Genomic DNA, 25,325 nt, shown 5'->3' on the forward strand with positions numbered 1-25,325 from the left:
AGGCGGGAGGTGCGAAGTGCGCGGCGACAGCGAGCAGTCGACGCCCCCCGGCGTACCCGGCCTCGTCACGTACTCGCGCCGCCACATCGACCTCCAGCGCGTCGCCGGCGCCCTGTGTCCGGGCACACCGACGGCCCGGCTGCCGCGTACCGCCGGCTGAGCCCGCTCCACCCCCGCTTCACCCTGGCGCCCTGCGCGCATCCTCCGTCCTTCCGCCGGCCCACCCGGGGACGACGCCGTTCCCGGTGCGGGCCCGTCCGGTTCCCTCCGGCCTGCCCGCCGCCGGCCCCGCGGCCGCCGGTCCGCCGCGTGCGGAGGGGACCCGCGGCCCGGCGCCCTCGTAGGCACCCGATCCCGTACGCACTCCGATCCGTACGCACCCCGATCCGTCCACACCCCGACCTCCATGCCCCGGCCGTTCGCCCGCGGCCCGTCCGAGCAGGAAGCGGTACGTCCATGTCCCGATCCACCACCCCCCTCCACCTCGCGGTCGCCCTCGACGGCGCCGGCTGGCACCCCGCCGCCTGGCGGGAGGCCGACGCGCGGCCGGCCGAGCTGTTCACCGCGCGCTACTGGGCCGACCTGGCCGCCGAGGCCGAACGCGGCCTGCTGGACCTGCTCACCATCGAGGACTCCCTCGGCCTCCAGTCGTCCCTGCCCACCGGCCCCGACGAGCGGACCGACCAGGTGCGAGGCCGGCTGGACGCGGTGCTGACCGCCGCCCGGATCGCACCGCTGACCCGGCACATCGGCCTGCTGCCGGTCGCGGTGGTCACCCATACCGAGCCGTTCCACCTGTCGAAGGCGATCGCCACCCTCGACTACGTCAGCACCGGCCGCGCCGGGGTCCAGGTGCGGGTGTCCGCCCGGCCCGACGAGGCCGCGCACTTCGGCCGCCGCACCCTGCCCGGGCTGTCGCTCGACGCGCTGGAAACCCCGGACGGCAGGGCGCTGCTGGCCGAGCTGTTCGGCGAGGCCGCCGACTACGTCGAGGTGGTGCGGCGGCTGTGGGACAGCTGGGAGGACGACGCGGAGATCCGCGACGTGGCCACCGGCCGCTTCATCGACCGCGACAAGCTGCACTACATCGACTTCGAGGGACCGCACTTCAGCGTCAAGGGGCCCTCCATCACCCCGCGCCCGCCGCAGGGCCAGCCGCTGGTGGCCGCGCTCGCGCACCGCACCGAGCCCTTCCGCCTGGTCGCCTCCTCCGCCGACCTCGGCTTCACCACCCCGCACGGCATCGGGCAGGCGGCCGCGGTCGTCGGCGAGATCCGCCAGGCGCAGGAGGAGGCCGGGCGGGGCGGCCAGACCGTGCACGTCTTCGCGGACCTGGTGGTCTTCCTCGACGAGGAGCCCGGCCGGGCCGCCGAGCGCCGCGCCCGGCTGGACGCCGAACTGGACGCGCCCTACGCCAGTGACGCCCTGGTCTTCACCGGCACCGCCGCCGAACTCGCCGACCTGCTGCTGGAGTTCGCCGCCACCGGGCTGACCGGCTTCCGGCTGCGCCCCGCGACGCTGCCCTACGACCTGGCCCGCGTCAGCCGCGACCTGGTGCCCGAACTCCAGCGCCGCGGCGCCTTCCGCGAGTCGTACCAGGCCGACACGCTGCGCGGGCTGCTCGGCCTGCCCCGCCCGGCCAACCGCTACGCCCCCGCCTGAGCGACCCGCGCGAAGCCCCAGGAGGCAGACCCCGCATGAGCAGCACCGACCGGACCGGCACACCCGGCAGCAATGGCAAGCCGCGCAAGCAGATCCACCTCGCCGCGCACTTCCCCGGCGTCAACAACACCACCGTGTGGAGCGACCCGGCCGCCGGCAGCCAGATCGACTTCAGCTCCTTCGTCCACCTGGCGCGCACCGCGGAACGGGCGAAGTTCGACTTCCTGTTCCTGGCCGAGGGGCTGCGGCTGCGCGAACAGGGCGGCCTCATCCACGACCTGGACGTCGTCGGCCGCCCCGACACCTTCACGGTGCTCGCCGCGCTCGCCGCCGTCACCGACCGGCTGGGCCTGGCCGGCACCATCAACTCCACCTTCAACGAACCCTACGAGGTGGCCCGGCAGTTCGCGTCGCTCGACCACCTCTCGGGCGGTCGCGCCGCCTGGAACGTGGTCACTTCCTGGGACGCCTTCACCGGCGAGAACTTCCGCCGCGGCGGCTACCTCGCCCAGCCCGACCGCTACGAGCGGGCCCGCCAGTTCCTCACCGCCGTACGGGAGTTGCTGGACTCCTGGCCGGGCGGCGAGGTCATCGCGGACCGGGCGGGCGGCGCCTTCCTGCGGGCGCCGGGACCCGGCCGGTTCGACCACCGCACCACCCAGTTCGACATCCGCGGCCACTTCAACGTGCCGCGCGGCCCGCAGGGCCACCCGGTGGTCTTCCAGGCCGGCGACTCCGAGCAGGGCCGGGAGTTCGCCGCCTCCGCCGCCGACGCGATCTTCACCCGGCACGGCACCCTGGAGGCGGGCAAGGCGTTCTACGCCGACGTCAAGGGCCGCCTCCCGAAGTACGGCCGCACCGCCGAGGAACTGCTGATCCTGCCCGGCGTGAGCTTCGTCCTCGGCGACAGCGCGGCCGACGCCGAGGAGAAGTCGCGGGTGATCCGCCGCCAGCAGGTCAGCGGGGCCACCGCGACCGCCTTCCTGGAGCGGCTGTGGAACCGCGACCTGAGCGCCTACGACCCGGAGGGCCCGCTGCCGGACGTGGAGCCGCTGACCGACGCCGAGCCGATCGGCCGCGGCCGCGCCGACGCCCACCGCGACGACCGCGCGCAGACCGCCGCCCGCTGGCGGGCCGTCGCCGAGGAACGCAAGCTCTCCATCCGGGACCTGGTGATCGAACTGACCGGGCGGCAGTCCTTCGTCGGCACCGCCGAGCACGTCGCCGCTCAGCTCGACGCGTTCGTCCAGGCCGACGCCAGCGACGGCTTCATCCTCGCGCCCCACCTCACCCCGGGCGGCCTCGACGAGTTCGCGGACACCGTGGTGCCGCTGCTCCAGGAGCGCGGCGTCTTCCGCACCGAGTACGAGGGCGAGACCCTGCGCGACCACCTGGGCCTGGCCCACCCCGACCGCCCGGGCCCGGCCCGCGCCGGAGCACCGGCCGCGGCCGGTGAGGTGAGGGCGGCGTCGTGAAGTTCCTCGCCATCACCCTGATCGTCCACGCGCCCCACCCCGTCACCGGTGAGCGCAAGTCCACCCGCGCCCGGTTCCAGGAAGTCGTCGACAACGCCCTGCTCGCCGAGGAGCTGGGTTTCGACGGCTTCGGCGTCGGGGAGCGCCACGAACGGCCGTTCATCTCCTCGGCGCCGCCGGTGGTGCTCAGCCACCTCGCCGCCCTCACCTCCCGCATCCGGCTGTTCACCGCGGTCACCACGCTCAGCCTGCTCGACCCGGTACGGGCCTACGAGGACTACGCCACCCTCGACCACCTCTCCGACGGCCGGCTGGAGCTGATCGTCGGCAAGGGCAACGGCTCCGCCCAGCGCGAGCTGTTCCACGTCACCACCGACGACCAGTGGGACCGCAACGCCGAGAGCTACGAGCTGTTCCGCACCCTGTGGCGGCAGGACCGCACCACCGCCCGCCCGCGGTTCCGGCCCGCCCTGGAGGAGGCCGAGGTGTGGCCGCGGCCGTTCCAGCAGCCGATCCGGGTCTGGCACGGCAGCGCCACCAGCCGCGAGTCGGTCGACCTCGCCGCCCGCTACGGCGACCCGCTGTTCTCCGCCAACGTCACCAACCCCATCGAGCCCTACGCCGAGTTGGTGCGCTACTACCGGGAGCGGTGGGCGCACTACGGCCACGACCCGGCGCTCGCCACCGTGGGCGCGGGCAGCGCCGGCTACTACGCCGCGCGCACCTCGCAGGAGGCCCTGGCCGCCTACCGCCCCGTCTTCGAGGGCCGGCTCGCGTTCTCCAAGCGGCTCGGCCTGGAACCGGTCTTCCCGACCCTGGAGGACTTCGTCGCGCGCAGCTCGGCACTGATCGGCAGCCCGCAGCAGATCATCGACAAGGTCCACCGCTACCACGAGCAGTTCGGCCACAGCGTGCTCCACCTGCACGCCGACGCGGACGGCCTCACCGACACCCAGCACCGCGACGCGCTCGCGCTGTTCCAGTCGGACATCGCGCCGACCCTGCGCCGGGACATCCCCGACCCGCCGTGGCCCTGGGGCCCGGTCGGCGCCCCGGCCGCGCCCGACCCCTCCGCGCCGACGTCCGACCCCGCCGCGGCCCCGTCCGCGGCCGCCTGACAAGGAGCATCCGTGGCCCCCACCCCGCTCGCCGTCCTGGACCTGGTGCCGATCTCCACCGGCTCCAGCGCCGGCCAGGCCCTGCGCAACAGCATCGACCTCGCCCGGCAGGCCGAACAACTCGGCTACACCCGCCACTGGTTCGCCGAGCACCACCTCAACCCCGGGGTCGCCGGCACCTCCCCGGCGGTGGTGCTCGCCCTGACCGCGGCCGCCACCTCCACCATCCGGCTCGGGTCGGGCGCGGTGCAGCTCGGACACCGCACCGCGCTGTCCACCGTCGAGGAGTTCGGGCTGCTCGACGCGCTGCACCCCGGCCGCTTCGACCTGGGCCTGGGCCGCTCCGGCGGGCCGGTCCCGCCCGCGGCCGGCCGGCAGCCCGCGCTCACCGCCACCACGCCCGTCGTCGACGGCCGCACCCCGAACGGCCTGCGCATCCCCGCCCGGTTCGCCCCCGAGAAGCTGCTCACCTCGCCCCGCTTCGCCCTGCACCAGCGCCTGATGACCCTGCCCGGAGCCCAGCCGCAGCCCTACGACGAGCAGATCGCGGACATCCTCGCGCTGCTCGGCGGCGACTACGCCACCGAGGACGGCACTGCCGCCCACGTCGTCCCTGGCGAGGGCGCCGACCTCCAGGTGTGGATACTCGGCAGCAGCGCCGGGATCAGCGCCCAGACCGCCGGCGCCCACGGGCTGCGGTTCGCGGCGAACTACCACGTCAGCCCGGCCACCGTACTGGAGGCCGCCGAGGGCTACCGGGCGGCGTTCGTGCCGTCGGCGGAGCTGGACCGGCCGTATGTGAGCGTGTCCGCCGACGTCGTGGTGGCCGCGGACGAGGGCACCGCGCGGGAGCTGGCCACCGGCTACGGCCCGTGGGTGCGCAGCATCCGCACCGGCGCGGGCGCCATCCGCTTCCCCACCCCCGAGCAGGCCCGCGCCCTCGCCTGGAGCGACGAGGACCGGGACCTGGTCGCCGACCGGGTCGAGACGCAGTTCGTCGGGACGGCGCGGCAGGTCGCCGACCAGCTGGAGACGCTGCGCGACGCCACCGGCGCCGACGAACTGCTGATCACCACCATCACCCACGATCACGCGGACCGGGTCCGCTCGTACCAGCTGCTGGCCGAGGAGTGGACGCGACGATGACGACGACCAGGGCGCAGCGCAGGGACGAGCGGCACGACGGGCGCGGCGCCCGCCAGCCGGCGCGCCCGCCCGCCGCCGTCCACCGCGACGACCCCGTCCACCTCGACGACCCCGCGCACCGCGACGACCCCGCCGCCCGGCCGCCGCACCCCGACCGGCCGCAGCGCCGGCTGCCCACCGGGGAGGAGGCGCTCTCCGCCACCGAACTGCGCCGGGTGTTCGGCGCGTTCCCCACCGGCGTGACCGCGATAGCCGCGCTGGTCGACGGGGTGCCCACCGGCATGGCGGCCAACTCCTTCACCTCCGTCTCCCTCGACCCGCCGCTGCTGTCGGTGTGCGTGGCGCACACCTCCACCACGTGGCCGGCGCTGGCCGGCCGCGCCCGGCTCGGCGTCACCGTGCTCGGCGCCGACCAGGAACGCGACTGCGCGCAGCTCGCCGCCCGCGGCGCCGACCGGTTCGCCGGGCTGGACTGGCATGCCACCGCCGACGGCGCGGTGCTGCTGGACCGCGGCAGCGCCTGGTTCGACTGCTCCGTCGAGCAGCTGGTCCGGGCCGGCGACCACGACATCGTGCTGCTGCGGGTGCACGCGCTGGACGCCGACCACGCGGTCACGCCGCTCGTCTTCCACGCCAGCCGGTTCCGCCGCCTCGAACAGGCCGCCGACCGCGAGAACACCGACCACCGCTGAACCGACCCCGGCCCGGCCCGCCCGGGCCCGTCCGACCCCCGAACGGAGCGCCATGACCGTACAAGCCGAAGCGACCGCGCAGGAGACCTTCACCCGCCAGTGGGAGGAGTGGCACACCGCGCACGAACGGGTCCTCGCCGACCCGCACGGCTTCCTCGCCGTCACCAGCCTGCGCTGGCTCGACGCCACGCCCACCCGCTTCCCCGACGCGCCCGGCGCCTGGTCGGCCACCGAGGACGGCGTGGTGGTCGACCTCGCCGACGGCGAGGAGCTGACCCTCGACGGCCAGGTCCTGCGCGGCCGCCACGCGTTCGGCGTGATCGCCGAACGCGACGGGCTCTTCCCCACCGCCGGGGACGCCGTCATCGAGATCGCCAAGCGCGGCGGCCACGACATCCTCCGCCCCCGCCACCCCGACAACGCCCTGCTGCGCGACTTCACCGGCACCCCCGCCTACGCCCCCGACCCGCGCTGGGCCCGCACCGGCCGCTACCTGCCGTTCGACGCCCCGCGCCCGACGACCGTCGGCGCCGCCGTCGAGGGCCTCCAGCACGTCTACGACGCCCCCGGCGAGGTCGAGTTCGAGCTCGACGGCACCACCCACCGGCTCACCGCGTTCAACGGCCGCACCCCCGGCAGCCTGCTGGTGCTGTTCACCGACGCCACCTCCGGGGTCACCACCTACGCCGCCAACCGCTCCCTGTCGCTGGCCGCGCCTGACGCCGACGGCACCGTCCTGATCGACTTCAACCGGGCCGCCAACCTCCCCTGCGCCTACACCGACCTGGCCACCTGCCCGCTGCCGCCGGCCGAGAACCACCTGCCGGTGCCGATCGAGGCCGGCGAGAAGATCCCGGCCGGGCGGTGACGGGCGGCCGGACCGTGCCTGACCCGTAGCGTCGTCCCGCCCAAAGGTCGGGGGCCGACGGGGTCTGGTGCTCCCCCGTGGCCTACGGCATGGGCGGTGCCCCCCGATCGCACGGCGGAGGATGGGGGTAGCCCAGGCGAAGCGCTGGGGAACAGAGCGCGGCGGGCCGCGCCGACGACCGGCAACGCTGGGGGCGCCTCCCGCCGGAGGCAGGGGGGAGCGTGCGTGCCGGGCCCCGCCGGGCAGGCGCGATGTGTCCGGCACGGCCTGGGACGCCACGGCCCGCTGACGGGCGTGGCGCGGCGCAGCGTACGCTTCGTGCAGCGCGCCCCCGGCGGGCGCGCGGTTGCCGCGGACCAGCGGTTTCTCCACCGACCACCTGGAAAGCCCGCAGATGAGCACGGAGCAGCGCCACCTCCTCGTCATCGGCATCGGAGCCGGCGACCCCGACCACCTGACGCTCGGCGCGGTGCGCGCCATCCGCCGCGCCGACGTCTTCTTCCTGATCGGGAAGGGGCCGGTCAAGGCGTCCCTGACGGACTTCCGGCGGGCCGTGATCGAGGAGCACTCCGACCGGCCGCACCGGATCGTGGAGACGGAAGACCCGCCGCGCGACCGGGCGGCCGCCGGGCGCGGCGCGTACACCGCCGCCGTGCACGACTGGCGGAGCAAGCGCGCGGACGCCTGCGAGCAGCTGATCCGCGACGAGTTGGCGCCCGGCCAGGCGGGCGCCTTCCTCGTCTGGGGCGACCCGGCGCTCTACGACGGCACGCTCGGCATGCTCGACGAGATCGCCGCCCGCGGCACCGTCGCCTTCGACGTCGAGGTGGTGCCCGGCATCAGCAGCGTCTCCGCGCTGGCCGCCCGGCACCGGATCGGCCTGAACCAGGTCGGCCGGCCCGTCCACATCACCCCCGCGCGCCGCCTCCCGGAGATCTTCCCCGGACAGGAGGGCGGCGTGGACAGCGACGTGGTCGTGATGCTCGACGCCCACGAGTCCTTCACCCAGGTCGAGGGCGACGGCGTCTGGATCTACTGGGGCGCCTACCTCGGCACCCCGGACGAGATCCTGGTCGCCGGCCCGCTCGCCGACGTCGCCGACCGCATCCGGGAGGTCCGGGCGCAGGCCCGCGCCCGGCACGGCTGGATCATGGACACCTACCTGCTGCGCCGCACCCGGCCGTGACCCGGCGCCCGGCCGCGGACCGGCGGGCCCTCGCCCCCCGACCCGCGGCCGGGCCGGGTCAGTTCGCGGCCAGCTCCGCCCGGACCGTGCGGGCGGCTGCCACCAGGTGGGCCAGGGACGCCCGGGTCTCGGGCCAGCCGCGGGTCTTCAGGCCGCAGTCCGGGTTGACCCACAGCCGCTCGGCCGGGATGGCCTCAAGTCCCTTGCGCAGCAGGGCCGCCGCCTCCTGCGCGTCCGGTACGCGCGGCGAGTGGATGTCGTAGACGCCCGGACCGGCCTCCCGCGGGTAGCCGCGGCCGGCGAGTTCGGTGGCGACCTGCATGTGGGAGCGGGCGGCCTCCAGGCTGATGACGTCGGCGTCGAGGTCCTCGATGGCCTGCACGATGTCCCCGAACTCGGCGTAGCACATGTGGGTGTGGATCTGGGTGGCCGGACCGGCCGCCGCGGTGGTGAGCCGGAAGGCCGTGGTCGCCCAGGCCAGGTAGGCGGGGCGGTCGGCCGCGCGCAGCGGCAGCGTCTCGCGCAGCGCCGGCTCGTCGACCTGGATCACCGCCGTCCCGGCCGCCTCCAGGTCGGCCACCTCGTCGCGCAGTGCGAGGGCGACCTGCCGGGCGGTGTCGCCGGGCGGCTGGTCGTCGCGGACGAAGGACCAGGCGAGCATGGTGACCGGGCCGGTGAGCATGCCCTTGACCGGGCGTGAGGTCAGCGACTGCGCGTAGGAGGTCCAGCGCACGGTCATCGGCCCGGGCCGGGAGATGTCCCCGGCCAGGATCGGCGGGCGCACGTACCGGGTGCCGTAGGACTGGACCCAGCCGTGCCGCGTGGCGAGGTAGCCGGTGAGCTGCTCGGCGAAGTACTGGACCATGTCGTTGCGCTCGGGCTCGCCGTGCACCAGCACGTCCAGGCCCGTCCGCTCCTGGAAGGAGATCACCTCGCCGATCTCGGCCCTGATCCGCTCCTCGTAGCCGGCCGGGTCGATCCGCCCGGCGCGCAGGTCGGCGCGGGCGGTGCGCAGCTCGGCGGTCTGCGGGAAGGAGCCGATGGTGGTGGTGGGCAGCAGCGGCAGCCCGAGGCGGGCCCGCTGGGCGGCGGCCCGCTCCGGGTACGGCTGGGCGCGGTGGGCGTCGGCGTCGGTGACCGCCGCGACCCGGGCGCGTACGGCGGGGTCGCGGGTGATCGGGGAGGCCGCGCGGGAGGCGAGGGCGGCGCGGCAGGCGGCGAGTTCGCCCGCGATGCTGCCGGTGCCCTCGGCCAGGCCCCTGGCGAGCGTGGCGACCTCGGCGGCCTTCTGCCGCGCGAAGGCCAGCCAGCGCCGCACCTGCGGGTCGATGTCCCGTTCGGGCGCGGTGTCCAGCGGCACGTGCAGCAGCGAGCAGGAGGCGGCGACGTCGACGCGGTCGGCGAGGCCGAGGAGGGTGCCGAGCGTGGACAGCGACCGTTGGAGGTCGTTGATCCAGATGTTGCGGCCGTCGACGACACCGGCGACCAGGCGCTTGCCGGGCAGCCCGCCGACGGCGGCGAGGTGGTCGAGGTTGGCGGCGGCCGGGCCGGTGAAGTCCAGTGCCAGGCCCTCGACGGGGGCCGCGGCCAGCACCGGCAGTGCCTCGCCGAGCCGGTCGAAGTAGGACGCGACGAGCAGCTTCGGCCGGTCGGCGGCGCCGCCCAGCGCGCGGTAGGCGCGGTCGGCCGCGGCCAGTTCGGCCGGCGTGCGGTCCTGTACGAGGGCGGGCTCGTCGAGCTGCGCCCACGCCGCGCCGGCGGCCCGCAGGTCGGCGAGCACCTCCGCGTACACCGGCAGCAGCCGGTCCAGCAGGGACAGCGGCTCGAACCCGGCCGGCGCGCCGGGCGCGGCCTTGGCGAGCAGCAGGTAGGTCACGGGGCCGACGAGCACCGGCCGCGCGTCGTACCCGAGCGCGAGGGCCTCGCGCAGCTCGCCGACCTGCTGGGAGGAGTCCGCGCGGAAGACGGTGTCCGGACCCAACTCGGGCACCAGGTAGTGGTAGTTGGTGTCGAACCACTTCGTCATCTCCAGCGGCGCCGTGTCCTGGGTGCCGCGGGCCATCGCGAAGTAGCCGTCGAGCCGGTCGGCGGCGACGGCCGCGCGGTGCCGCTCGGGCACGGCGCCGACCATGACGCTGGTGTCGAGCACGTGGTCGTAGTACGAGAAGTCGCCGGTGGGCAGTTCGTGGAGGCCGGCCCCGGCGAGCTGCCGCCAGTTGGCGCGGCGCAGGCCGGCGGCGGTCTGCCGGAGGGCGTCGGCGCCGACTTGGCCCTTCCAGTAGCCCTCGACGGCCTTCTTCAGTTCCCGGTGCTGTCCCTGGCGGGGGTAGCCGTACACGGTGGCCCGTGCTGCCGCGGCTGCGGACTTCGCTGACACGGAACTCTCCTTCGCGAGATGTCTCCCTGGCATCCCGGCGACGGGACGAGGGTGCGAAGGCGGCACACCGGACCGGTACGGACCCGGCGCACCGACGACGGCGCGCGCTCGTCCACCTGCCTGCCCATGTACGCCGACCCGCCCACGAGGTCACCGGGACTTCCGCACGCGAGTGGTCGCGTACGGGCAACGGGCAGGTCTTCGGACTCGCGGGCACGCCTGCCGGGGGCAGACACCTACTGGCCGTCGCTTCCCAGGTCCGAGGCGGACCCAGTGCGTCTGACGGCGGTCGTTCCCACTCACCGCTGCGGGGCAGTCCCGGATTCCCACCGGGTTCCCTCTTGCGACGCGCCTGCCTGGCGGGCAGGGGCGAACCAGCTGCACCCGCCAGCATAGATCGCGCGGGCGCCGCCGGGCCGCCCCTTTTCCCGTCCCGGCGGCCCCGGCCGGGGTGTTCCACCCGGCCGGGGGAGCATCAGGCGGGGAGCGTCAGGCCGGTACCGGTTCCGCCTGCGCGGCTTCCTCCTCCTGCGGCGAGGTGGGCACCGTCAGCGCGATCAGGGCGCCGAGCAGGGCCGCGCCCGCGCAGATCCCGAAGAGCAGCCGGTAGGCGTGCAGGGAGGGTATGGCCTGGCCGCCCAGCACGATCACCTGCGAGGCGAACAGGGTGCCGCCGACCGCGCTGGCCAGCGAGCTGCCGACGGAGCGGAAGAGCGAGTTGAGGCCGTTGGCGGCCGCGAGGGCCGAGCGCGGCGCGGCGAGGTTGATCAGCGCGGGCATGGCCGCGTACGCGATGCCGGTGCCGGCCCCGGCGATGCTGGTGCCGAGGATGATCTCCCACAGGTGGCCGGTGAGCGCGATCCGCACCACGAAGCCGGCCGCCACGATGGTCGCGCCGATGGCCAGGGTGATCTTCGGCCCGACCGCGTTGGTGATCGCCGCCGAGGCCGGCGACAGGATGAGCATCGCCACGCCGCTGGGCAGCAGGCACAGGCCGCCCACCACCACGGACGAGCCGAAGCCGTAGCCGGTCACGCGCGGCGCCTCCACGTAGGAGGCGGTGCCGATGAGCGTGGCGAACAGCGCGAAGCCGACGCAGACGGACGCGACGTTCGTCAGCAGCAGCGCGGGCGCGGCGTTGACCCGGACGTCGACCAGCGGCGAGGCCGCGCGGCGCTCCCAGACCACGAACCCGGCCAGCAGCACCGCCGCGGCGACCAGCAGGCCGATCGTGGTCGGCGACGACCAGCCCCAACTGGACGCCTGGCTCAGCGGCAGCAGCAGGCAGACCAGGCCGCCGGCGAGCACCACGGTGCCCGGCAGGTCGAGCCGGCCGGTGGAGCGCCCGGGCGGCTCGCTGAGCAGCAGCCAGGTGCCGAGCACCGACAGCGCGCCGCCGGCCGCGCAGATCCAGAAGAGCAGGTGGTAGTCGGCGTGCTCGCCGATCCACGCGGCCATCGGCACCCCGAGCGCGCCGCCGATCCCGAGCATCGCGCTGACCAGGGCGATCCCCGCCGATGCCCGCTCGCGCGGCAGGATCGAGCTCAACAGGCTGATGCCCAGCGGGATCACGGCCATCGAGACGCCGACGATCGCGCGGCCGACGATCATCGGCACCAGGCCGTCGCTCAGCGCGGAGACCAGCGAGCCGACGCAGAGCGCGGCCGCCGCCGCGATCAGCGTGACCTTCTTGCCGTACAGGTCGCCGAGCCGGCCGGCCACCGGCACCGCGACGGACGCGACCAGCAGCGTGGACGTCAGCAGCCACTGCACGTCGCCGGTGGAGCTGTGCAGGTCGGTGGTGATCTTCGGCAGCACCGGGATCAGCAGCGACTGGGTGAGCGAGGCGAGCAGCCCGGCGAGCGAGACCACCGCGAGCGCGGCGATCTCGGCCGGTTGCCAGCCGGGCCCCGAGCCGGCCCGGCCGTCGCCGTCGGCGGCCGCCTCCGACGCCTCGGGGGCGTGCTCCGAGTTCTTCACCACGGTTGCTCCTCGCTCTGGACATGCCCTGGCCTGCGCGGCCGTCCGGCGGCCCGCGCGGATTTCGTGGCACACGGTGCCATGTGGCATACGGTGCCACGAACGTGCATAGGATTCAATCGGATCGTTGACGTACGGCCGTACACCGAGGAGGCGCACATCGACGGGATGCGCGAACGCAAGCGCGCGGACAACCGCGCGGCGACGATCGAGGTCGCCTTCCGGCTCTTCGGCGAGCACGGATACGACGACGTGACCGTGGCCGCCATCTGCGAGGCCGCCGACATCGGGCGGCGCACCTTCTTCCGCTACTTCGCCTCCAAGGAGGAGCTGCTGAACGTGCCGCTCCAGGAGATGACGGCGCGGCTCGACCAGTCGCTCGCCGCCACACCCGCCGGGTCCGGCGAACGCGAGGCGGTCCGCTCGGCGATGCTGGACCTCGCGGACTACGCGCTGGCCCACCGGCGGCAACTCGGCCTGTACCGGCGGATCATCACCAGCTCCGCCGACCGGCGGTTCGACGCGTTCTGGCATCTGCCGCAGCAGGAGCAGCGGTTCGCCCGGCAGGTGCGCAACCGGCACGGCGGCGCCGCGGAGCCCGGCCTGCACACCCGCCTGCTGGTGGCGCGCGCGGTCGCCGCCTTCCGGGTCTGGCTCGACGAGGCGGTGCGCGGCAACCACGATCTGTCCGCGGACGAGGCCCGCGCGCTGTTCCACCACGTGCTCGACGCCGATCCCTGGCTGGCCGGGCCCGTACCTGGCGGCGGCCCCGGCGGCGGCACCGGACCTGGCACCGACCCCGGACCGGTCGGCCGGGTGGCCGGGGACGGGTCCGCAGACGGGTGAGCGCGGCTCGCACGTTCGGCTGAACGCGGCGATTTCCCCACCTTGTCCCCGGAGCGTGCGGCGTAGCTTCTGCGGTGCCCCATGCGTCTCACCGCACCCCAGGAACAGGAGAAGTCCCTTGGCGACATCCGCTGCTCTTCCTACCCTCCGAGGCCGCATCGTCACCGCCGCGGGCGCGCTGGCCGCCGCCGCGGCGCTCGGCACCACCCTGCTGGGCGCCACCGCCGCCCAGGCGGCCCCGGCCGCCCCGGCCCAGCCCTACGGCACGGTCGTCGCCGGCAACGGCGTCGTCCAGCGCCAGTTCCCCAGCACGGACTCCTCCGTGAAGGGCTCGCTCGCCTACCGCCAGCAGGTCGGCCTGCGCTGCAAGGTCCGCGCCCAGAACATCGAGGGCAACGACATCTGGTACCTGCTGCGGGACAACTCCAACTGGGTCTCGGCGAAGTACGTCGACAACACCGGCTACGTCTCCTACTGCAAGGACGTGCTGCGCAGCGGCAGCGACGTGATGAACGCGGTGCCCAAGGGCGCCAAGGGCTGACGGCCCCGAAGCACGCGGGCATCCCGGAGCCGCGGCAGGTCCCGCAAGCGGCTCCGGGGCGCCGCCCTCCCGCCGCCTCCGGTCAGTGCCGCATCCCGCCCGGGGGCGGAGCGGTCCGCGCCGCCGCCGGACGGCCGGCGAGCGCCGACAGCAGTGGCAGAGTCAGGGCCAGCCACGCCGCACCGAGCAGCCAGCCGCCCAGCTCGTCGGTGGGCCACTGCACCCCCAGGTAGATCCGGGTGGCGCTGATCGCCGCCACCCAGCAGCCGCAGCTCAGCACGTCCAGCCGTACGGCGCCGCGCGGCGCGTCACTGCGCAGCGCCGCCCAGGCCAGCAGCCCCGCGGTCAGCGCGGCCGTGGTGGCGTGGCCGGACGGGAACGCCCAGTCGGTGCCGAGCACCGCCCAGTCCGCCACCGGCGGGCGCGGCCGGTCCAGGGCGAAGACGACCGCCAGCCGCAGCGCCTGCCCGGTCAGCAGGATCGCCACCCCGCACAGCGCCGCCGACACCTCCCGCCGCGACGCCGTCCGCTGCGCGCACCCGGTCCACCCGGCCAGCGCCGCCGCGACGTAGGGCAGCGGGCCGGCCCCTGTCGTGTCCAGCAGGCGCGAGGCGGCGACCACGTCCGCGGAGCGGTGGGCGACGGCCCACTGGTGCACGGCGCGGTCCGGCCCGAGCGGTGCGCCGCCGCGCGCGCCGAGCGCCCACACCAGGAGCGTGAAGAGCGCCGCGCACAGCGTGAACGCCCCGGCCGCCGCGAGGGCCCCGCCGCCGTGCGGCGCGAGCGTCCGCAGCCGTCGGTGGGCGAAGGCGCGCGTGGTGAACGCTGAGGACATCCTGCCTCGGCCCCGCATCCTTGGTCCGTTGCCGCCCCGGGCCGCACGTGCGTGAAACCCGAATGACTACAGCACTGTAGACGTAGACCCCGCCCGGGTCGACGCCGCCCCCACCGGCGTGCCCCCCCAACCCGCCGCCCAGCCGTACCCCCGCGCGTGCCTCGTCCCGCCCCTGTTCCGCCCGCCCGGGTCAGGGCACCGCGGGAATTCGGGCCCGCGGCAGAGCGCAGTGGCGGGGGATTCACGGGGCCGGGGAACGCAGGGTGCCCGGGTGTGTTCGAGGCGTGGCCGACCGTGCGAGCGCGGCGGCGTCGAGTGTTATTCAATGGGTGTGCGGTAGGGGATCTCGGGGCTTCTTCGCACGCAGAAACCGGGCATGCCTCCGGCCACGCACCGGGGCCGGCCAGCGAGCTGAGAGAGCGTATGGACTCGACACCATCCCCCTCGTCTTCGTTGCCGTCCGACCAGGTCAGTCGCGCGCTGGGAAACTACGGCCCGCACGGCGGCACCGGGCCGGCGGCCGGCGCTGCCCGGGCGCAGGAGGCCGCCGTGCCGGGCGGCGGCACCGGACACCACCCCGAGAGCCAGGAGCAGATCCTCGGCTCCGTCGACCTCGACCGCGAGCTGAACATCACCCGCCGCAACCTGGAGGCGCCCGCGTTCGCGGGGCTGAGCGTCGCCGCGGGCCGGCCCTTCGCCGACCTGCTGCCGCCCGGGGACATCCCGACCGTCACCCGCCGGCTGCGGCAGGTCGCCGAGACGAAGGAGCCGCACGTCGCCCGGGTCCAGCGGCTGCTGCGGGACGACGGCACCGAGCTGGTCGTCTCGATGAGCATCCTGCCCGCCGCGCCGCCCCAGGAGGGCCTGACCGTCTCCCTGATCGCGATGGCCAAGCGGCTGCACCTGTACGCCGCCGAGACCGCCATCGGCACCTCCCTGGACATCGGCGACACCGCGCAGTCCCTGGCCCAGTCCCTGCTGGCCTGGGCCGACGTCGCCGCGATCGACCTGGACTACGCGGTGTGGACCGGCGAGGCCGTCACCGAGCAGCCGGCCGGGCGGGTCCGGCTGCGCCGCGCGGCCCTGGTGCCGGACCGGGCCTGGCCGGAGGGCTACCTCACGCCCGGCGACAACCTCCCCGGCGAGGCGAACCGCCTGCTGGCCGAGGCCGTCAAGCGCGACGGCGTCACCCGCCCCATCGTCATCCCCGACCGGGCGTCGATCGAGCGGGCCCTGGGCGGCGACCCGCTGCTGATCCGGGCCCTGGTGCCGGGCGACCGGCCGGTCAGCCTGGCGTGCATACCGCTGGTCGTCGAGGGGCGGGACGGCGCCGCGCCGATCGTGCTGGGCGTGGCGGAGATCTGGCGCCGCCCGGACCGCCCCTTCCGCGACAGCGAGCTGCTCGACCTCCAGGAACTGACCGCGCGCACCGCCCACCACGTGGACCTGGCCCGCCAGCACCAACGCGAGCACGCCCAGGTGCTCGCGCTCCAACGGCGGCTGCTGCCGCGGGCCGGCAGTGACACCATCGACGTCGCCAGCGTCTACCAGCCGACCACCCCCGACAGCGCCGGCGTCGGCGGGGACTGGGTGAACAGCTTCCCGCTGCCGGGCGGGCGCACCGCGCTGGTCGTCGGCGACGTGGTCGGCCACGGCCTGGGGGCCGCCGCGGCCATGGGCCAGCTCAGCATGGAGGCCCGCGCGCTGCTGTCGGCGGGTCTGGCCCCCGACGAGGTGCTGGAGCACCTGGACGAGACCGTGACGCTGCTGGACGACGCGGAGGCGGGGCTGGCCGCCGGATACAGCGCCCTCGGCTCGACCTGCTGCATCGCGGTGTACGACCCGGTCGGCCACCAGGTGGTGATGTCCAGCGCGGGCCACCTGCCGCCGGTGCTGGTGCTGCCCGACGGCACCGCCGAGGTGCTGTCGGCGCCCCCGCACCCGGGGCTCGGCACCGAGTTCGCGCTGCGCGAGCCGTTCGACACGCACACCTTCGCCGCGCCGCCCGGGTCGCTGCTCGCCCTGTACACCGACGGCCTGGTGGAGGACCCGGCGGTGCCGATAGACGAGGGCATCGCCCGGCTCGCGGAACTCGTCGGCCGGGTGCACCCCTGGGACGACCTCCAGCAGGCCGCGCGGCGGCTGGTGACCACCCTCACCGCGCGCAGCCACCTGCGCGACGACATGACGCTGCTGCTGGCCCGGATGACCGGCCGCCGCAAGCGCGACGTGGCCACCTGGCGGCTGCCCGCCCGCGCCGACGCCGCAGGGCAGGCCCGCGCCCTGGCGGCGACCCGGCTGCGGCAGTGGCAGGCCAGGGACGAGACGCGGGACAACGCGCTGCTGCTGATCAGCGAGCTGGTGACGAACGCCGGCCGCTTCGCCACCGGGCCCATCACCGTACGGCTGATCAAGGACGTCAGTGGGCTGCTGTGCGAGGTGGGCGACACCGGCAACGGGCGGCCCCGGAAGGGCCGGACCGGGCTGCTGGACGACAGCGGCCGCGGCCTGTACGTCGTCCACAAGGTCACCACGCACTGGGGGGTGCGCTGGACGGAGACCGGCAAGGTGGTGTGGGCCGAACTCGCCTGGTAGCCGCGGCGGTTGCCGGGGCGGCCCGGCCGGGCAAGGCCGGGCCGGTCAGGCGGTCAGAGCCACTCGGCTTCCACGGCGGTGGCCGTCAGCCCGGGCGCCGCCGCGTACAGCACGGTGCGGCTGCCGGGCCGCTGCCCGGCGTCATGGGCGCGCCGCAGGATGTCGAAGACGGCGGCGCCGCCGCGGTTGCCGGTGCGGTAGCTGTCCCGGCTGTGGCTGAGAACGTCGGTCGGCCAGCCCTCGGGCATGGTCTGCTCCATGTACTCCAGCACGCGGGTGCCGCCGGGGTGCGCGAGCAGCAGGTCGGGGTGCCAGGGGGAGTCGTCGCCGGCGTGGCGGCGGCGCAGCCACTCCCACATCGCGCCGACGGTCTTCTGCACCGCGCGCGGGCCGTGCCGGTCCATCACGAAGTGCGTGCCGTCGGTGCGGGTCTCCAGCCGGTGCAGGGCCTGGGTGCCGGGCAGGGTGTGGTGCCAGGACGCGTCCAGCCGCAGCACCGACTCCGGGCGGCGGCGCCCGGTGACCACCGCGGCCACCGCGGTGTCGGCGAACAGCAGCCGCACGATGAGGGATTCGAGGGTGTCGTCGGCGGGCTGGTAGGTGGTGCTCAGCGCCTCGGATATGACGACCAGCACCACCCGGTCGGGGTCGGCGGCCACCAGGTCGGCGGCCAGCGCGAGGGAGCGGGTGCCGGCGATGCACGCCCACTGCGCGGCCGGCAGCAGCAGCGCGTCGGGGCGCAGCGGCAGCTGGTTGGCGAGTGAGACGTCCAGGCCGGGCAGCGCGGGGGTGGTGGAGTTGCTGGTGATCAGGCAGTCGACGTCGGAGGCGTCCAGCCCGGCGATCTGGAGGGCGCCGCGGGCCGCGCGCTCGCCGTACGCCTGCACGGCCTCCCACGCGGGGGCGGTGCGCTCCTGCACGGTCTGCGGCGCCGGCACCGCCTCCAGGGCGGCGATCGCCCGCTTCACCTCTTCCTCGCCGAACCCGTCGCGGGCCAGCGCCTCGCGGGCCAGGTCGGGGTCCGGGGTGCGCAGGCCGCTGCCGGCGCCGGGCGCGACGGCCGCCTCCAGCGGCAGCATCCAGCCGCGGGTGTCGATCCCGGTGGAGCCCGCGATGCCCTCGATCCGCGACAGCCACGGCGCCTGCGGGTGCCGCGCCCGGACCTCCGCCAGGATCTGGCCGGTCGTCACGGCGTGCTCGCCATGGATCACCGCCGGGGGAGAGAGGTAAGCGGCCACGGGACACACCTTTCGACGCAGTACCAGGGATCGCTGCGAAGTATATGAAACACGTCACTTCGCACGCTGATGATCAATTGCGGACAGCAGCTGACCACTTCGGAATTTATAACCTAAGTTAGGGCGAATTGGACATGATTCGAGCGAATCTGTGGCCGATGCCACTCGACGCACCGCGGCTGGAAGAAGTGCGCGGCCCACCGGGGGGTTTGGGGATGCCGACGCGCAACGGCGCCGTGCGCGGGGCTCGTTGACCCTGCCGGGGGCCCGGGCGGTGGCCAGCGGGCGGGCGGACAGCAAAAAGTCCGGGCCGAAGGATTTCGACCCGGACGATGCCGTGATGACTGTGAGTGTCCGAGGGGGGACTTGAACCCCCACGCCCGATAAAGGGCACTAGCACCTCAAGCTAGCGCGTCTGCCATTCCGCCACCCGGACCGGGTGTGTCACCGCGGCGACGTGGCCGGGGCGACGAGGTAAACCATAGCAAAGATCCAGACCGTGAAAGCACCTCCGTCGGCGGGTGCCGCCGGGCGCCGGGAGCGGGGGAGCGGCCCGGGCGGGGCCCGGCGGGGCCGGTCCGGGGGGTGGGCCGGGGGTGGGAAGACGGCAGGCGGCGAGGGAGGATGGGAACAGGCACCGGTCGCGGTCGCGGCGGCGGGGAACGAGCGAGGAGACAGCGTGAGTGAGTCGGGGCCCGCAAGGGCGGAGAACGGGAGGGTCGCGGGCGAGGACGAGGTCGTCGACCTGTGCGCCGAGCTGATCCGGATCGACACGAGCAACTACGGCGACCACTCCGGCCCGGGGGAGCGCGCCGCCGCCGAGTACGTGGCGGAGAAGCTCGCCGAAGTGGGCCTGGAACCGGAGATCTTCGAGTCCCACCCGGGCCGGGCGTCCACGGTGGTGCGGATCGAGGGCGAGGACCGCAGCCGGCCCGGACTGCTCATCCACGGCCACACCGACGTGGTCCCGGCGAACGCCGACGACTGGACCCGGCACCCCTTCGCCGGCGAGGTGGCCGACGGCTGCGTGTGGGGCCGCGGCGCGGTCGACATGAAGGACATGGACGCGATGACGCTCGCCGTCATCCGCGACCGGGTGCGCAGCGGCCGCAAGCCGCCGCGGGACGTCGTGCTGGCCTTCCTCGCCGACGAGGAGGCCGGCGGCACCTACGGCGCCCGGTACCTGGTCGACAACCACCCGGGCCTGTTCGAGGGCGTCGACGAGGCGATCGGCGAGGTCGGCGGCTTCTCGTTCACCGTCAACGAGAACCTGCGGCTGTACCTGGTGGAGACCGCCGAGAAGGGCATGCACTGGATGCGGCTGACCGTGGACGGCACCGCCGGCCACGGCTCGATGACCAACAACGACAACGCGATCACCGAGCTGTGCGAGGCGGTCGGCCGGCTCGGGCGGCACCAGTTCCCGGTGCGGCTGACGAAGTCGGTGCGCGGCTTCCTCGACGAGCTGTCCGACGCCTTCGGGATCGAGCTGGACCCGGAGGACATGGAGGAGACGCTCGTCCGGCTCGGCGGCGTCGCCCGCATGATCGGCACCACCCTGCGCAACACCGCCGCCCCGACCATGCTCGGCGCCGGCTACAAGGTCAACGTCATCCCCGGCCAGGCCACCGCCCATGTCGACGGGCGCTTCCTGCCCGGATACGAGGAGGAGTTCCTCGCCGACCTCGACCGGGTGCTCGGCCCCCGGGTGAAGCGCGAGTCGCTGCACTCCGACAAGGCGCTGGAGACCGACTTCGACGGCGCGCTGGTCGACGCGATGCGCACCGCGCTCAAGGCCGAGGACCCGATCTCCCGCACCGTGCCCTACATGCTCTCCGGCGGCACCGACGCCAAGTCCTTCTCCGACCTGGGCATCCGCTGCTTCGGCTTCGCCCCGCTGCAACTGCCGCCCGAGCTGGACTTCGCCGGGATGTTCCACGGCGTGGACGAGCGGGTGCCCACCGAGGGCCTGAAGTTCGGGGTCCGGGTGCTGGACCGGTTCCTCGACAACTGCTGACCGCGGCCGGCGTCCACCGAGCACGCCGTTCGCTTTCCTGTACCCGTACCGGCGGCCCGGGTCGCCGGTACGGGTGAATGATCGACTCTCTTCGTTGCCCTGCTTCCTCCGTGTCGTTACGCCGGGTGTGGTCCGCTGCTGAGGGGACCACACCGGCCCCATTCAGGAGGAAGTAATGATCAAGAAGGTCGTGGCCACTGCGGCCGCCACCGGCGGTCTGGTGCTCGCGGGCGCGGGCCTGGCTTTCGCGGACGCCGGCGCCCAGGGTGCCGCCGTGCAGTCCCCGGGCGTGCTGTCGGGCAACGTCGTGCAGATCCCGGTGCACGTGCCGGTGAATGCCTGCGGCAACACGATCAACGTGGTCGGGCTGCTCAACCCCGCCTTCGGGAACACCTGCGTCAACAGCTAGGCACCGCCTGGCCACCAGCACTGGTACCTTCCGCGGCCGCCTCAGGCCGCGGCTCGGGAACCCTTCCGCGCCCGAGGGCGCGGTGAGGCCGGCCCCGGACGCCCTCGCGGCGCTCCGGGGCCGCTCGCCATTTTCGGGGAGGTGCGGGGCATGGATGTTCCCCCTGCCCGCTCCGGTCAAGAGTCGAATCGAAGGTAGGGAAACGAACCCATGCGTCAGGTCATGACGAAGGGCCTGCTCACCGCGGTCGCCACGGGCGGTGTGCTCGCCGCGACCGGTGGGCTCGCCGTCGCGGACGCCGGTGCGGGCGCCGCGGCAACCGGCTCGCCCGGCGTGGTGTCGGGCAACACCGTCCAGGTGCCGGTCCACGTGCCGGTGAACCTCTGCGGCAACACCGTCGACGTGCTCGCGCTGCTGAACCCGGCGTTCGGCAACAGCTGCGGCAACAGCAGCAGCGGAACGACGACGCCCGGCACACCCAGCAGCCCGGGCACGCCCGGCAACCCCGGCGCCCCGGGCACCCCCGGCACGCCGACGACCCCCGGTACGCCGACCACCCCCGGCACCCCGGGCACGCCGACGACTCCCGGTACGCCGACCACCCCCGGCAACCCCGGCACCACCAACGGCTCGGGCGGCTCCGGCCACACCGGCACCACCACCGACGACGCCGTACCGGCCGCGCAGACGATCACCCCGACCGGCGCCACCACCCCCACCCTCGCCCACACCGGCGCGGACGACATGGGGATGATCGCGGGTGCCGCGGGCGCGCTGCTGCTCGGCGGCGCCCTGCTCTACCGCCGCGGGCGCGCCGCACGGCGCTGACCGCCGACGGCAGGCGGACCCGCGGGCCCCGGCGATCCACCGATCCGGCCCGCGGGTATCGATGAGCCGCTCCACTCCACGTGGTCTTGGTCACATGCCCTGGTCATACCCGGCCCCGCCGGGCGCCCCGGCCGCGCGGGCGGACCACCCCGCGCAACGACCGGCGGCACTTCACCCGGCCCCGGCCGCGCCCTCCCGGCAGAGCGCGGATATCCCCTGGTGGATCACCAGGTGGCCCGCATCTGGCGGATGATCCGGCGCCGCAGCCGCACCCGGCGGCTCCCGTCCGGGTAGAGCCGCACCCGGTCCAGTTCCCAGTGCCTGTACTCGGCCTCGTCGGTCAGCAGACGTGCCGCTTCCTTGCGCGAGGTACCCCGCGGCACGTACATCTCTCTGAATTCGTATTCCGGCATCGCAATCTATTGTGCGGGCAACGCCCCTCTGCGGATAGCGTCTGCTCCATGTCTGATGACGTACAGCCCACCGTCGCCGAGGTCCGTGCCGCGGCGGAAGCGCTCAAAGCCGCGCTCGACCGCCACCTCGACGCCATCGAGAACCGTGCCGGGGACGACGACCCGTCCGTCTACGCGGCGTTCGAAGCTCTGGCCTCGGCCGCCGAGTCGTACGACGAGCTGCTGTACGACGCGTACGACGAGGTGACCCCGTTCGAGGTGCCCGCGGGTGACGGCGCACCGGAGTACACCGGCCCCGAGGACCCCGAGTCGATCAGCGTGCTGATCCGCCGCGACTACACCGTGGTCGAGCCGGAGCGGCTGCTCGCCCAGGCCCGCCGCACCGCCGACGGCGACGCGGAGGCCGGCGAGTCGGTCACCGCGGCCGTCGCGGCGGTCTTCGGCGAGTACGAACCCGACGAGATCGCCCAGCGGCACAAGGAGTTCGGCCTGGAGGAGGGCGACTCCACGCTGTGGGTGTGCGCGGCCGAGCCGACCGAGCCGGGGGAGTGGCTGGACGCGCCCTTCGACCAGGCCGACCCGCAACTCGCGCTGTGCCGCTTCGACATGAGCCTGGCCTTCGAGGACGAGACGGACGCGGTCGAGTCCGAGTGAACCGGGGGGCGGGGGGGCCGCGCCGCCCCCGCCCGCCGCCCCCGGCCCGCCCGCCGCCGCCCCCGCTGCCGCTCCTGCCCCCGCGTGCCTACTGCGCGGCCAGCTCCCGCAGCACCGCCGCCAGCCGTGTCGTGCGCTCCTTCGCCACCGGCCCGGCCACCGCGGCCGCCAGCGCCTGATCCGCGCCCTGCACGACCGACAGGTGCCGCTCGCCGCGGCTGAAGGCGGTGTAGACCCAGCCGCAGGTGAGCAGCGGCCCCGCGTCACCCGGCACCACCACGACCGCCGCCGGCCAGCGGATGCCCGCCGCCTGGTGGCCGGTGACGGCCCAGCCGTGCCGGACCGTGGCCCCGACCTCCGCGCGCGGCACCAGCACCGGCCCGTCCGCGCCCGCCAGCCGCAGCCCCTCCTGGTCGGCGCCCACGACGGTGGCCGGATACGTACGGCCCGGCGCCGGCACATGGACCACCCGGTCGCCCGGGTCGAAGCCGCCGAACCGGCCGGGGCCGGGGTTCAGCCGCTCCTTGAGCGCCGCGTTCAGCGCGCGGGTGCCGACCGGGCCGCCGTGCGCGAGGGTGATCACCTGCGTGTCACCCGGCGGCACCCCGAACGCGCGCGGCACCGAGTCCGCGACGAGCTGCACCGCGCGGTGCACCGCCTCGCCCGGCGCCCGCACCGGGACCACCACGACCTCCTTGCCCGGCGCCTCCACCGCGGCCAGCTCCCCGACCGCCACGTACGAGGTGAGCTCGCCGATCGGCCCCGGGTCCGGCGTGCGCGAGGTGACCCGCGGGAACGCCTTGGAGGCCAGCAGGTCGGCGAACGCGCGGCCCGGACCGGCCGACCACAGCGTGTGCGGGTCCCCGCTGAGCACCAGCCGGGCACCGTCCGGGACCGCCTCGACCAGCGTGGCGGCCTCCTCGACGGACAGCTGCGGGGCGTCCAGCACCGCGAGCAGGTCCAGCGGCAGGCTGCCGTCGGCGGACCGGCCCCCCGCGAGCAGCTCTACGACCGTCCGCGCGCCCTCCGCGCCGATCCCGGGGACCTCGGCCAGCCGCCGCCGCCCGCTGTCGGTGTACGCGGCGGCGTACGCCCGCAGGCCCGCCGCCCGGGCGGCCGCCACCAGCGCGGCGGGCTCCGCGCGGGCCGCCTCGCCGCCGGTGTGCAGGACCAGGCCGCTCGCGGCCGCCGCCCGGATCAGCTCGGCCGCGGACGGCGACGGGGCGGCGGCCGCGGCGGCCTCCCACCCGGGCGCCTCGTCCTCCCGCGGGCCCTCGAAGGACCGCAGCAGCCGCACGCAGCCGTCGGCGAGGCTCTCCTCCGCCAGGGCGTACCGGTCCAGGCCGAACAGCAGCCGTACGGGCGCCGGTTCGCCGTCCTCGCCGTCCGCGTCGTCCTCGCCGCCCTCGGCATCGCCGGCGTGCTGTGCGGCGCCCTCCGCGCCCTCGGGCGCCTCGCGGAAGGCCAGCACCCGGCCCTCCTCCACGGCCGCCGCGAGCCCGGCGTCCGGGTCCGGCACGGAGTAGCGCGCGAGCGCCGTACGCAGCGTGTCCGCGCCCAGCGCGGTGTGGCCCTGCTCGGCGGCCCGGTCCAGCACATGGCTCACCAGCGCCCGCACCCGCCGCTCGTCACCCGGGCCGACCGCCTCGCCCAGCACCGCCCGCGCGAACGCGTCCACCTGCTCAACACCGACCCGTACCCCCGGCAGGCCGAGCACGCTCCACGGGTCGGCCCGCACCAGCTCCGCCGCGCCCTCCCCGAGCGCCCGCACCACCGGCTCCGCCAGCTCCCCGGGCGCCCCGCCCCCGGCCAGGACCTCCCGCGCGGCCGCCACCGCCACCGCGTCCAAGGGGCCCCGGACCGCCGCACCCGCGGCAGCGGAGCGCGGCTCCGGGCGCTCCCGGACCGCCCCCGCGGCCTCCTTGCCGAGCGGACCGGACGACGACGGCTCCCTGCCCCGGGCGTCCACCTCGGCGCTGTCCGTGCCTTCGGGCGCGGCCGGGTCGCTGTGCGGGCTCTCCCCGTCGTCGTCGCCGGTGCCGCCCGCGTCGGTGGCGGGGGCGGGGGCGGGTTCGGGGTCACCGTCAACGGCGTCCGGCGCGCTCGGGCCCGCGTCCGCGTCCGCGTCCGGCGCCGCGGAACCACCCGCCGGGACGGCCTCCGCCGCCTCCAGGGCCTGGAGGCGGGCGGTCTCCTCCGCCATCGCCTCGCGCCGCTTGCGCCGGGCCTCGGCCGCGTCGCCGCGCGGGGCGGGGGCCGCCGGGCTCTCACCGCGCTCGATGGAGCGCATCGCCGCCGCCAGGCTCGCCAGGTCCGGCTTCCCGGCCGGGCCGGGGCGCGCGGCGGGCACGGCGGGGCCGTCCGCGGTGGCGGCGCTGCCGGTGGCCGGGGGCGCGGTGGAGTCGTCGGACGGGGTCGGGGTGGTCACGCGGAAAGCCTCCGTGG

At 75.3% G+C, this 25,325-nt stretch carries 21 protein-coding genes, 1 tRNA gene and 1 riboswitch; of the genes, 15 read left to right on the plus strand and 7 right to left on the minus strand.

Features of this window, described 5'->3' with window-relative positions; translation table 11 throughout:
- Positions 1–16: 16 nt before the first annotated feature.
- The 8 genes from AC3ERT_RS16150 (at position 17) to cobF (ending at position 8,147) form a co-directional block, all read left to right on the plus strand.
- Positions 17–160, plus strand: coding sequence for a putative leader peptide (locus AC3ERT_RS16150; protein WP_335979562.1), 144 nt, complete (start codon positions 17–19; stop codon positions 158–160).
- A gap of 296 nt (positions 161–456) precedes the next feature.
- A complete protein-coding gene (locus AC3ERT_RS16155) occupies positions 457–1,662 on the plus strand; it encodes an LLM class flavin-dependent oxidoreductase (protein WP_435174915.1) in 1,206 nt (401 codons plus the stop codon).
- Positions 1,663–1,697: 35 nt separating this feature from the next.
- On the plus strand, positions 1,698–3,137 hold the full coding sequence (locus AC3ERT_RS16160; protein WP_435136644.1) for an NtaA/DmoA family FMN-dependent monooxygenase: 1,440 nt from the start codon (positions 1,698–1,700) through the stop codon (positions 3,135–3,137).
- Complete coding sequence (locus AC3ERT_RS16165) at positions 3,134–4,255, plus strand: LLM class flavin-dependent oxidoreductase (protein ID WP_335979568.1); 1,122 nt, start codon at positions 3,134–3,136, stop codon at positions 4,253–4,255. Before AC3ERT_RS16160 ends, AC3ERT_RS16165 begins: the two co-directional genes overlap by 4 nt.
- 12 nt (positions 4,256–4,267) lie before the next feature.
- Positions 4,268–5,401 carry an LLM class flavin-dependent oxidoreductase gene (locus AC3ERT_RS16170; RefSeq protein WP_435136640.1) on the plus strand — a complete coding sequence of 378 codons (1,134 nt, stop codon included), beginning with the start codon at positions 4,268–4,270 and terminating at the stop codon, positions 5,399–5,401.
- Complete coding sequence (locus AC3ERT_RS16175; RefSeq protein ID WP_435174918.1) at positions 5,398–6,093, plus strand: flavin reductase family protein; 696 nt, start codon at positions 5,398–5,400, stop codon at positions 6,091–6,093. The genes AC3ERT_RS16170 and AC3ERT_RS16175 overlap by 4 nt, the downstream gene beginning before the upstream one ends.
- Before the next feature lie 52 nt (positions 6,094–6,145).
- Positions 6,146–6,961: a DUF1684 domain-containing protein gene (locus AC3ERT_RS16180; RefSeq protein WP_435174920.1), complete on the plus strand. Its 816-nt coding sequence runs from the start codon at positions 6,146–6,148 to the stop codon at positions 6,959–6,961.
- 394 nt (positions 6,962–7,355) lie between these two features.
- A complete protein-coding gene (gene cobF / locus AC3ERT_RS16185) occupies positions 7,356–8,147 on the plus strand; it encodes a precorrin-6A synthase (deacetylating) (RefSeq protein WP_435174923.1) in 792 nt (263 codons plus the stop codon).
- Positions 8,148–8,205: 58 nt separating this feature from the next.
- Here the strand turns inward: cobF and metE are convergent, their stop codons facing one another.
- Complete coding sequence (gene metE / locus AC3ERT_RS16190) at positions 8,206–10,524, minus strand: 5-methyltetrahydropteroyltriglutamate--homocysteine S-methyltransferase (RefSeq protein ID WP_435174925.1); 2,319 nt, start codon at positions 10,522–10,524, stop codon at positions 8,206–8,208.
- A 175-nt stretch (positions 10,525–10,699) separates the two neighbouring features.
- Positions 10,700–10,918: riboswitch (cobalamin riboswitch) on the minus strand.
- A 95-nt stretch (positions 10,919–11,013) separates the two neighbouring features.
- Complete coding sequence (locus AC3ERT_RS16195) at positions 11,014–12,507, minus strand: MFS transporter (protein ID WP_435174928.1); 1,494 nt, start codon at positions 12,505–12,507, stop codon at positions 11,014–11,016.
- A gap of 165 nt (positions 12,508–12,672) precedes the next feature.
- Between AC3ERT_RS16195 and AC3ERT_RS16200 the strand changes: the two genes are divergently transcribed.
- Together AC3ERT_RS16200 and AC3ERT_RS16205 are read left to right on the plus strand one after the other, a co-directional pair.
- A complete protein-coding gene (locus tag AC3ERT_RS16200) occupies positions 12,673–13,350 on the plus strand; it encodes a TetR family transcriptional regulator (protein ID WP_435136625.1) in 678 nt (225 codons plus the stop codon).
- Between the two features lie 118 nt (positions 13,351–13,468).
- Positions 13,469–13,891 carry an SH3 domain-containing protein gene (locus AC3ERT_RS16205; RefSeq protein ID WP_435136622.1) on the plus strand — a complete coding sequence of 141 codons (423 nt, stop codon included), beginning with the start codon at positions 13,469–13,471 and terminating at the stop codon, positions 13,889–13,891.
- An 82-nt stretch (positions 13,892–13,973) separates the two neighbouring features.
- On the opposite strand, the gene AC3ERT_RS16210 is transcribed toward AC3ERT_RS16205, so the two are convergent.
- Positions 13,974–14,726 carry a phosphatase PAP2 family protein gene (locus AC3ERT_RS16210; RefSeq protein WP_435136619.1) on the minus strand — a complete coding sequence of 251 codons (753 nt, stop codon included), beginning with the start codon at positions 14,724–14,726 and terminating at the stop codon, positions 13,974–13,976.
- 423 nt (positions 14,727–15,149) lie between these two features.
- Here AC3ERT_RS16210 and AC3ERT_RS16215 point away from each other — a divergent pair, with 423 nt between their 5' ends.
- Positions 15,150–17,321 carry a SpoIIE family protein phosphatase gene (locus tag AC3ERT_RS16215; protein WP_335979587.1) on the plus strand — a complete coding sequence of 724 codons (2,172 nt, stop codon included), beginning with the start codon at positions 15,150–15,152 and terminating at the stop codon, positions 17,319–17,321.
- Between the two features lie 53 nt (positions 17,322–17,374).
- Here the strand turns inward: AC3ERT_RS16215 and AC3ERT_RS16220 are convergent, their stop codons facing one another.
- Both AC3ERT_RS16220 and AC3ERT_RS16225 read right to left on the minus strand, forming a co-directional pair.
- Entirely contained in the window at positions 17,375–18,559 is a 1,185-nt protein-coding gene (locus tag AC3ERT_RS16220; protein ID WP_335979589.1) for a beta-ketoacyl-[acyl-carrier-protein] synthase family protein, read from the minus strand.
- A gap of 351 nt (positions 18,560–18,910) precedes the next feature.
- Positions 18,911–18,995: transfer RNA gene (locus tag AC3ERT_RS16225), tRNA-Leu, on the minus strand.
- A 243-nt stretch (positions 18,996–19,238) separates the two neighbouring features.
- Here AC3ERT_RS16225 and AC3ERT_RS16230 point away from each other — a divergent pair.
- The 3 genes from AC3ERT_RS16230 to AC3ERT_RS16240 all read left to right on the plus strand — a co-directional run bounded on the left by AC3ERT_RS16230 (position 19,239) and on the right by AC3ERT_RS16240 (position 21,813).
- A complete protein-coding gene (locus tag AC3ERT_RS16230) occupies positions 19,239–20,576 on the plus strand; it encodes a M20/M25/M40 family metallo-hydrolase (protein ID WP_335979592.1) in 1,338 nt (445 codons plus the stop codon).
- 175 nt (positions 20,577–20,751) lie between these two features.
- On the plus strand, positions 20,752–20,985 hold the full coding sequence (locus AC3ERT_RS16235) for a chaplin (RefSeq protein ID WP_335979593.1): 234 nt from the start codon (positions 20,752–20,754) through the stop codon (positions 20,983–20,985).
- 210 nt (positions 20,986–21,195) lie between these two features.
- The gene (locus tag AC3ERT_RS16240) at positions 21,196–21,813 is read left to right on the plus strand and encodes a chaplin (RefSeq protein ID WP_435136611.1); all 618 of its coding nucleotides are present in this window, start codon (positions 21,196–21,198) and stop codon (positions 21,811–21,813) included.
- A 224-nt stretch (positions 21,814–22,037) separates the two neighbouring features.
- Here the strand turns inward: AC3ERT_RS16240 and AC3ERT_RS16245 are convergent, their stop codons facing one another.
- Complete coding sequence (locus AC3ERT_RS16245) at positions 22,038–22,226, minus strand: DUF5703 family protein (protein WP_335979596.1); 189 nt, start codon at positions 22,224–22,226, stop codon at positions 22,038–22,040.
- A 48-nt stretch (positions 22,227–22,274) separates the two neighbouring features.
- On the opposite strand from AC3ERT_RS16245, the gene AC3ERT_RS16250 reads away from it, so the two are divergent.
- Positions 22,275–22,880, plus strand: coding sequence for a hypothetical protein (locus AC3ERT_RS16250; RefSeq protein WP_335979597.1), 606 nt, complete (start codon positions 22,275–22,277; stop codon positions 22,878–22,880).
- A gap of 88 nt (positions 22,881–22,968) precedes the next feature.
- Here AC3ERT_RS16250 and AC3ERT_RS16255 read toward each other — a convergent pair whose 3' ends face one another.
- Positions 22,969–25,308: a helix-hairpin-helix domain-containing protein gene (locus tag AC3ERT_RS16255; RefSeq protein ID WP_435174932.1), complete on the minus strand. Its 2,340-nt coding sequence runs from the start codon at positions 25,306–25,308 to the stop codon at positions 22,969–22,971.
- Positions 25,309–25,325: the final 17 nt, after the last annotated feature.

Source organism: Actinacidiphila sp. bgisy145, assembly GCF_057708125.1.

Coding starts and splice junctions, on each gene's coding strand:
- AC3ERT_RS16180 (WP_435174920.1), top strand. CDS start 6,146: ATGACCGTACAAGCCGAAGCGACCGCGCAGGAGACCTTCACCCGCCAG.
- AC3ERT_RS16200 (WP_435136625.1), top strand. CDS start 12,673: ATGCGCGAACGCAAGCGCGCGGACAACCGCGCGGCGACGATCGAGGTC.
- AC3ERT_RS16175 (WP_435174918.1), top strand. CDS start 5,398: ATGACGACGACCAGGGCGCAGCGCAGGGACGAGCGGCACGACGGGCGC.
- AC3ERT_RS16250 (WP_335979597.1), top strand. CDS start 22,275: ATGTCTGATGACGTACAGCCCACCGTCGCCGAGGTCCGTGCCGCGGCG.
- AC3ERT_RS16240 (WP_435136611.1), top strand. CDS start 21,196: ATGCGTCAGGTCATGACGAAGGGCCTGCTCACCGCGGTCGCCACGGGC.
- AC3ERT_RS16235 (WP_335979593.1), top strand. CDS start 20,752: ATGATCAAGAAGGTCGTGGCCACTGCGGCCGCCACCGGCGGTCTGGTG.
- AC3ERT_RS16155 (WP_435174915.1), top strand. CDS start 457: ATGTCCCGATCCACCACCCCCCTCCACCTCGCGGTCGCCCTCGACGGC.
- AC3ERT_RS16215 (WP_335979587.1), top strand. CDS start 15,150: ATGGACTCGACACCATCCCCCTCGTCTTCGTTGCCGTCCGACCAGGTC.
- AC3ERT_RS16160 (WP_435136644.1), top strand. CDS start 1,698: ATGAGCAGCACCGACCGGACCGGCACACCCGGCAGCAATGGCAAGCCG.
- cobF (WP_435174923.1), top strand. CDS start 7,356: ATGAGCACGGAGCAGCGCCACCTCCTCGTCATCGGCATCGGAGCCGGC.
- AC3ERT_RS16245 (WP_335979596.1), bottom strand. CDS start 22,226: ATGCCGGAATACGAATTCAGAGAGATGTACGTGCCGCGGGGTACCTCG.
- AC3ERT_RS16210 (WP_435136619.1), bottom strand. CDS start 14,726: ATGTCCTCAGCGTTCACCACGCGCGCCTTCGCCCACCGACGGCTGCGG.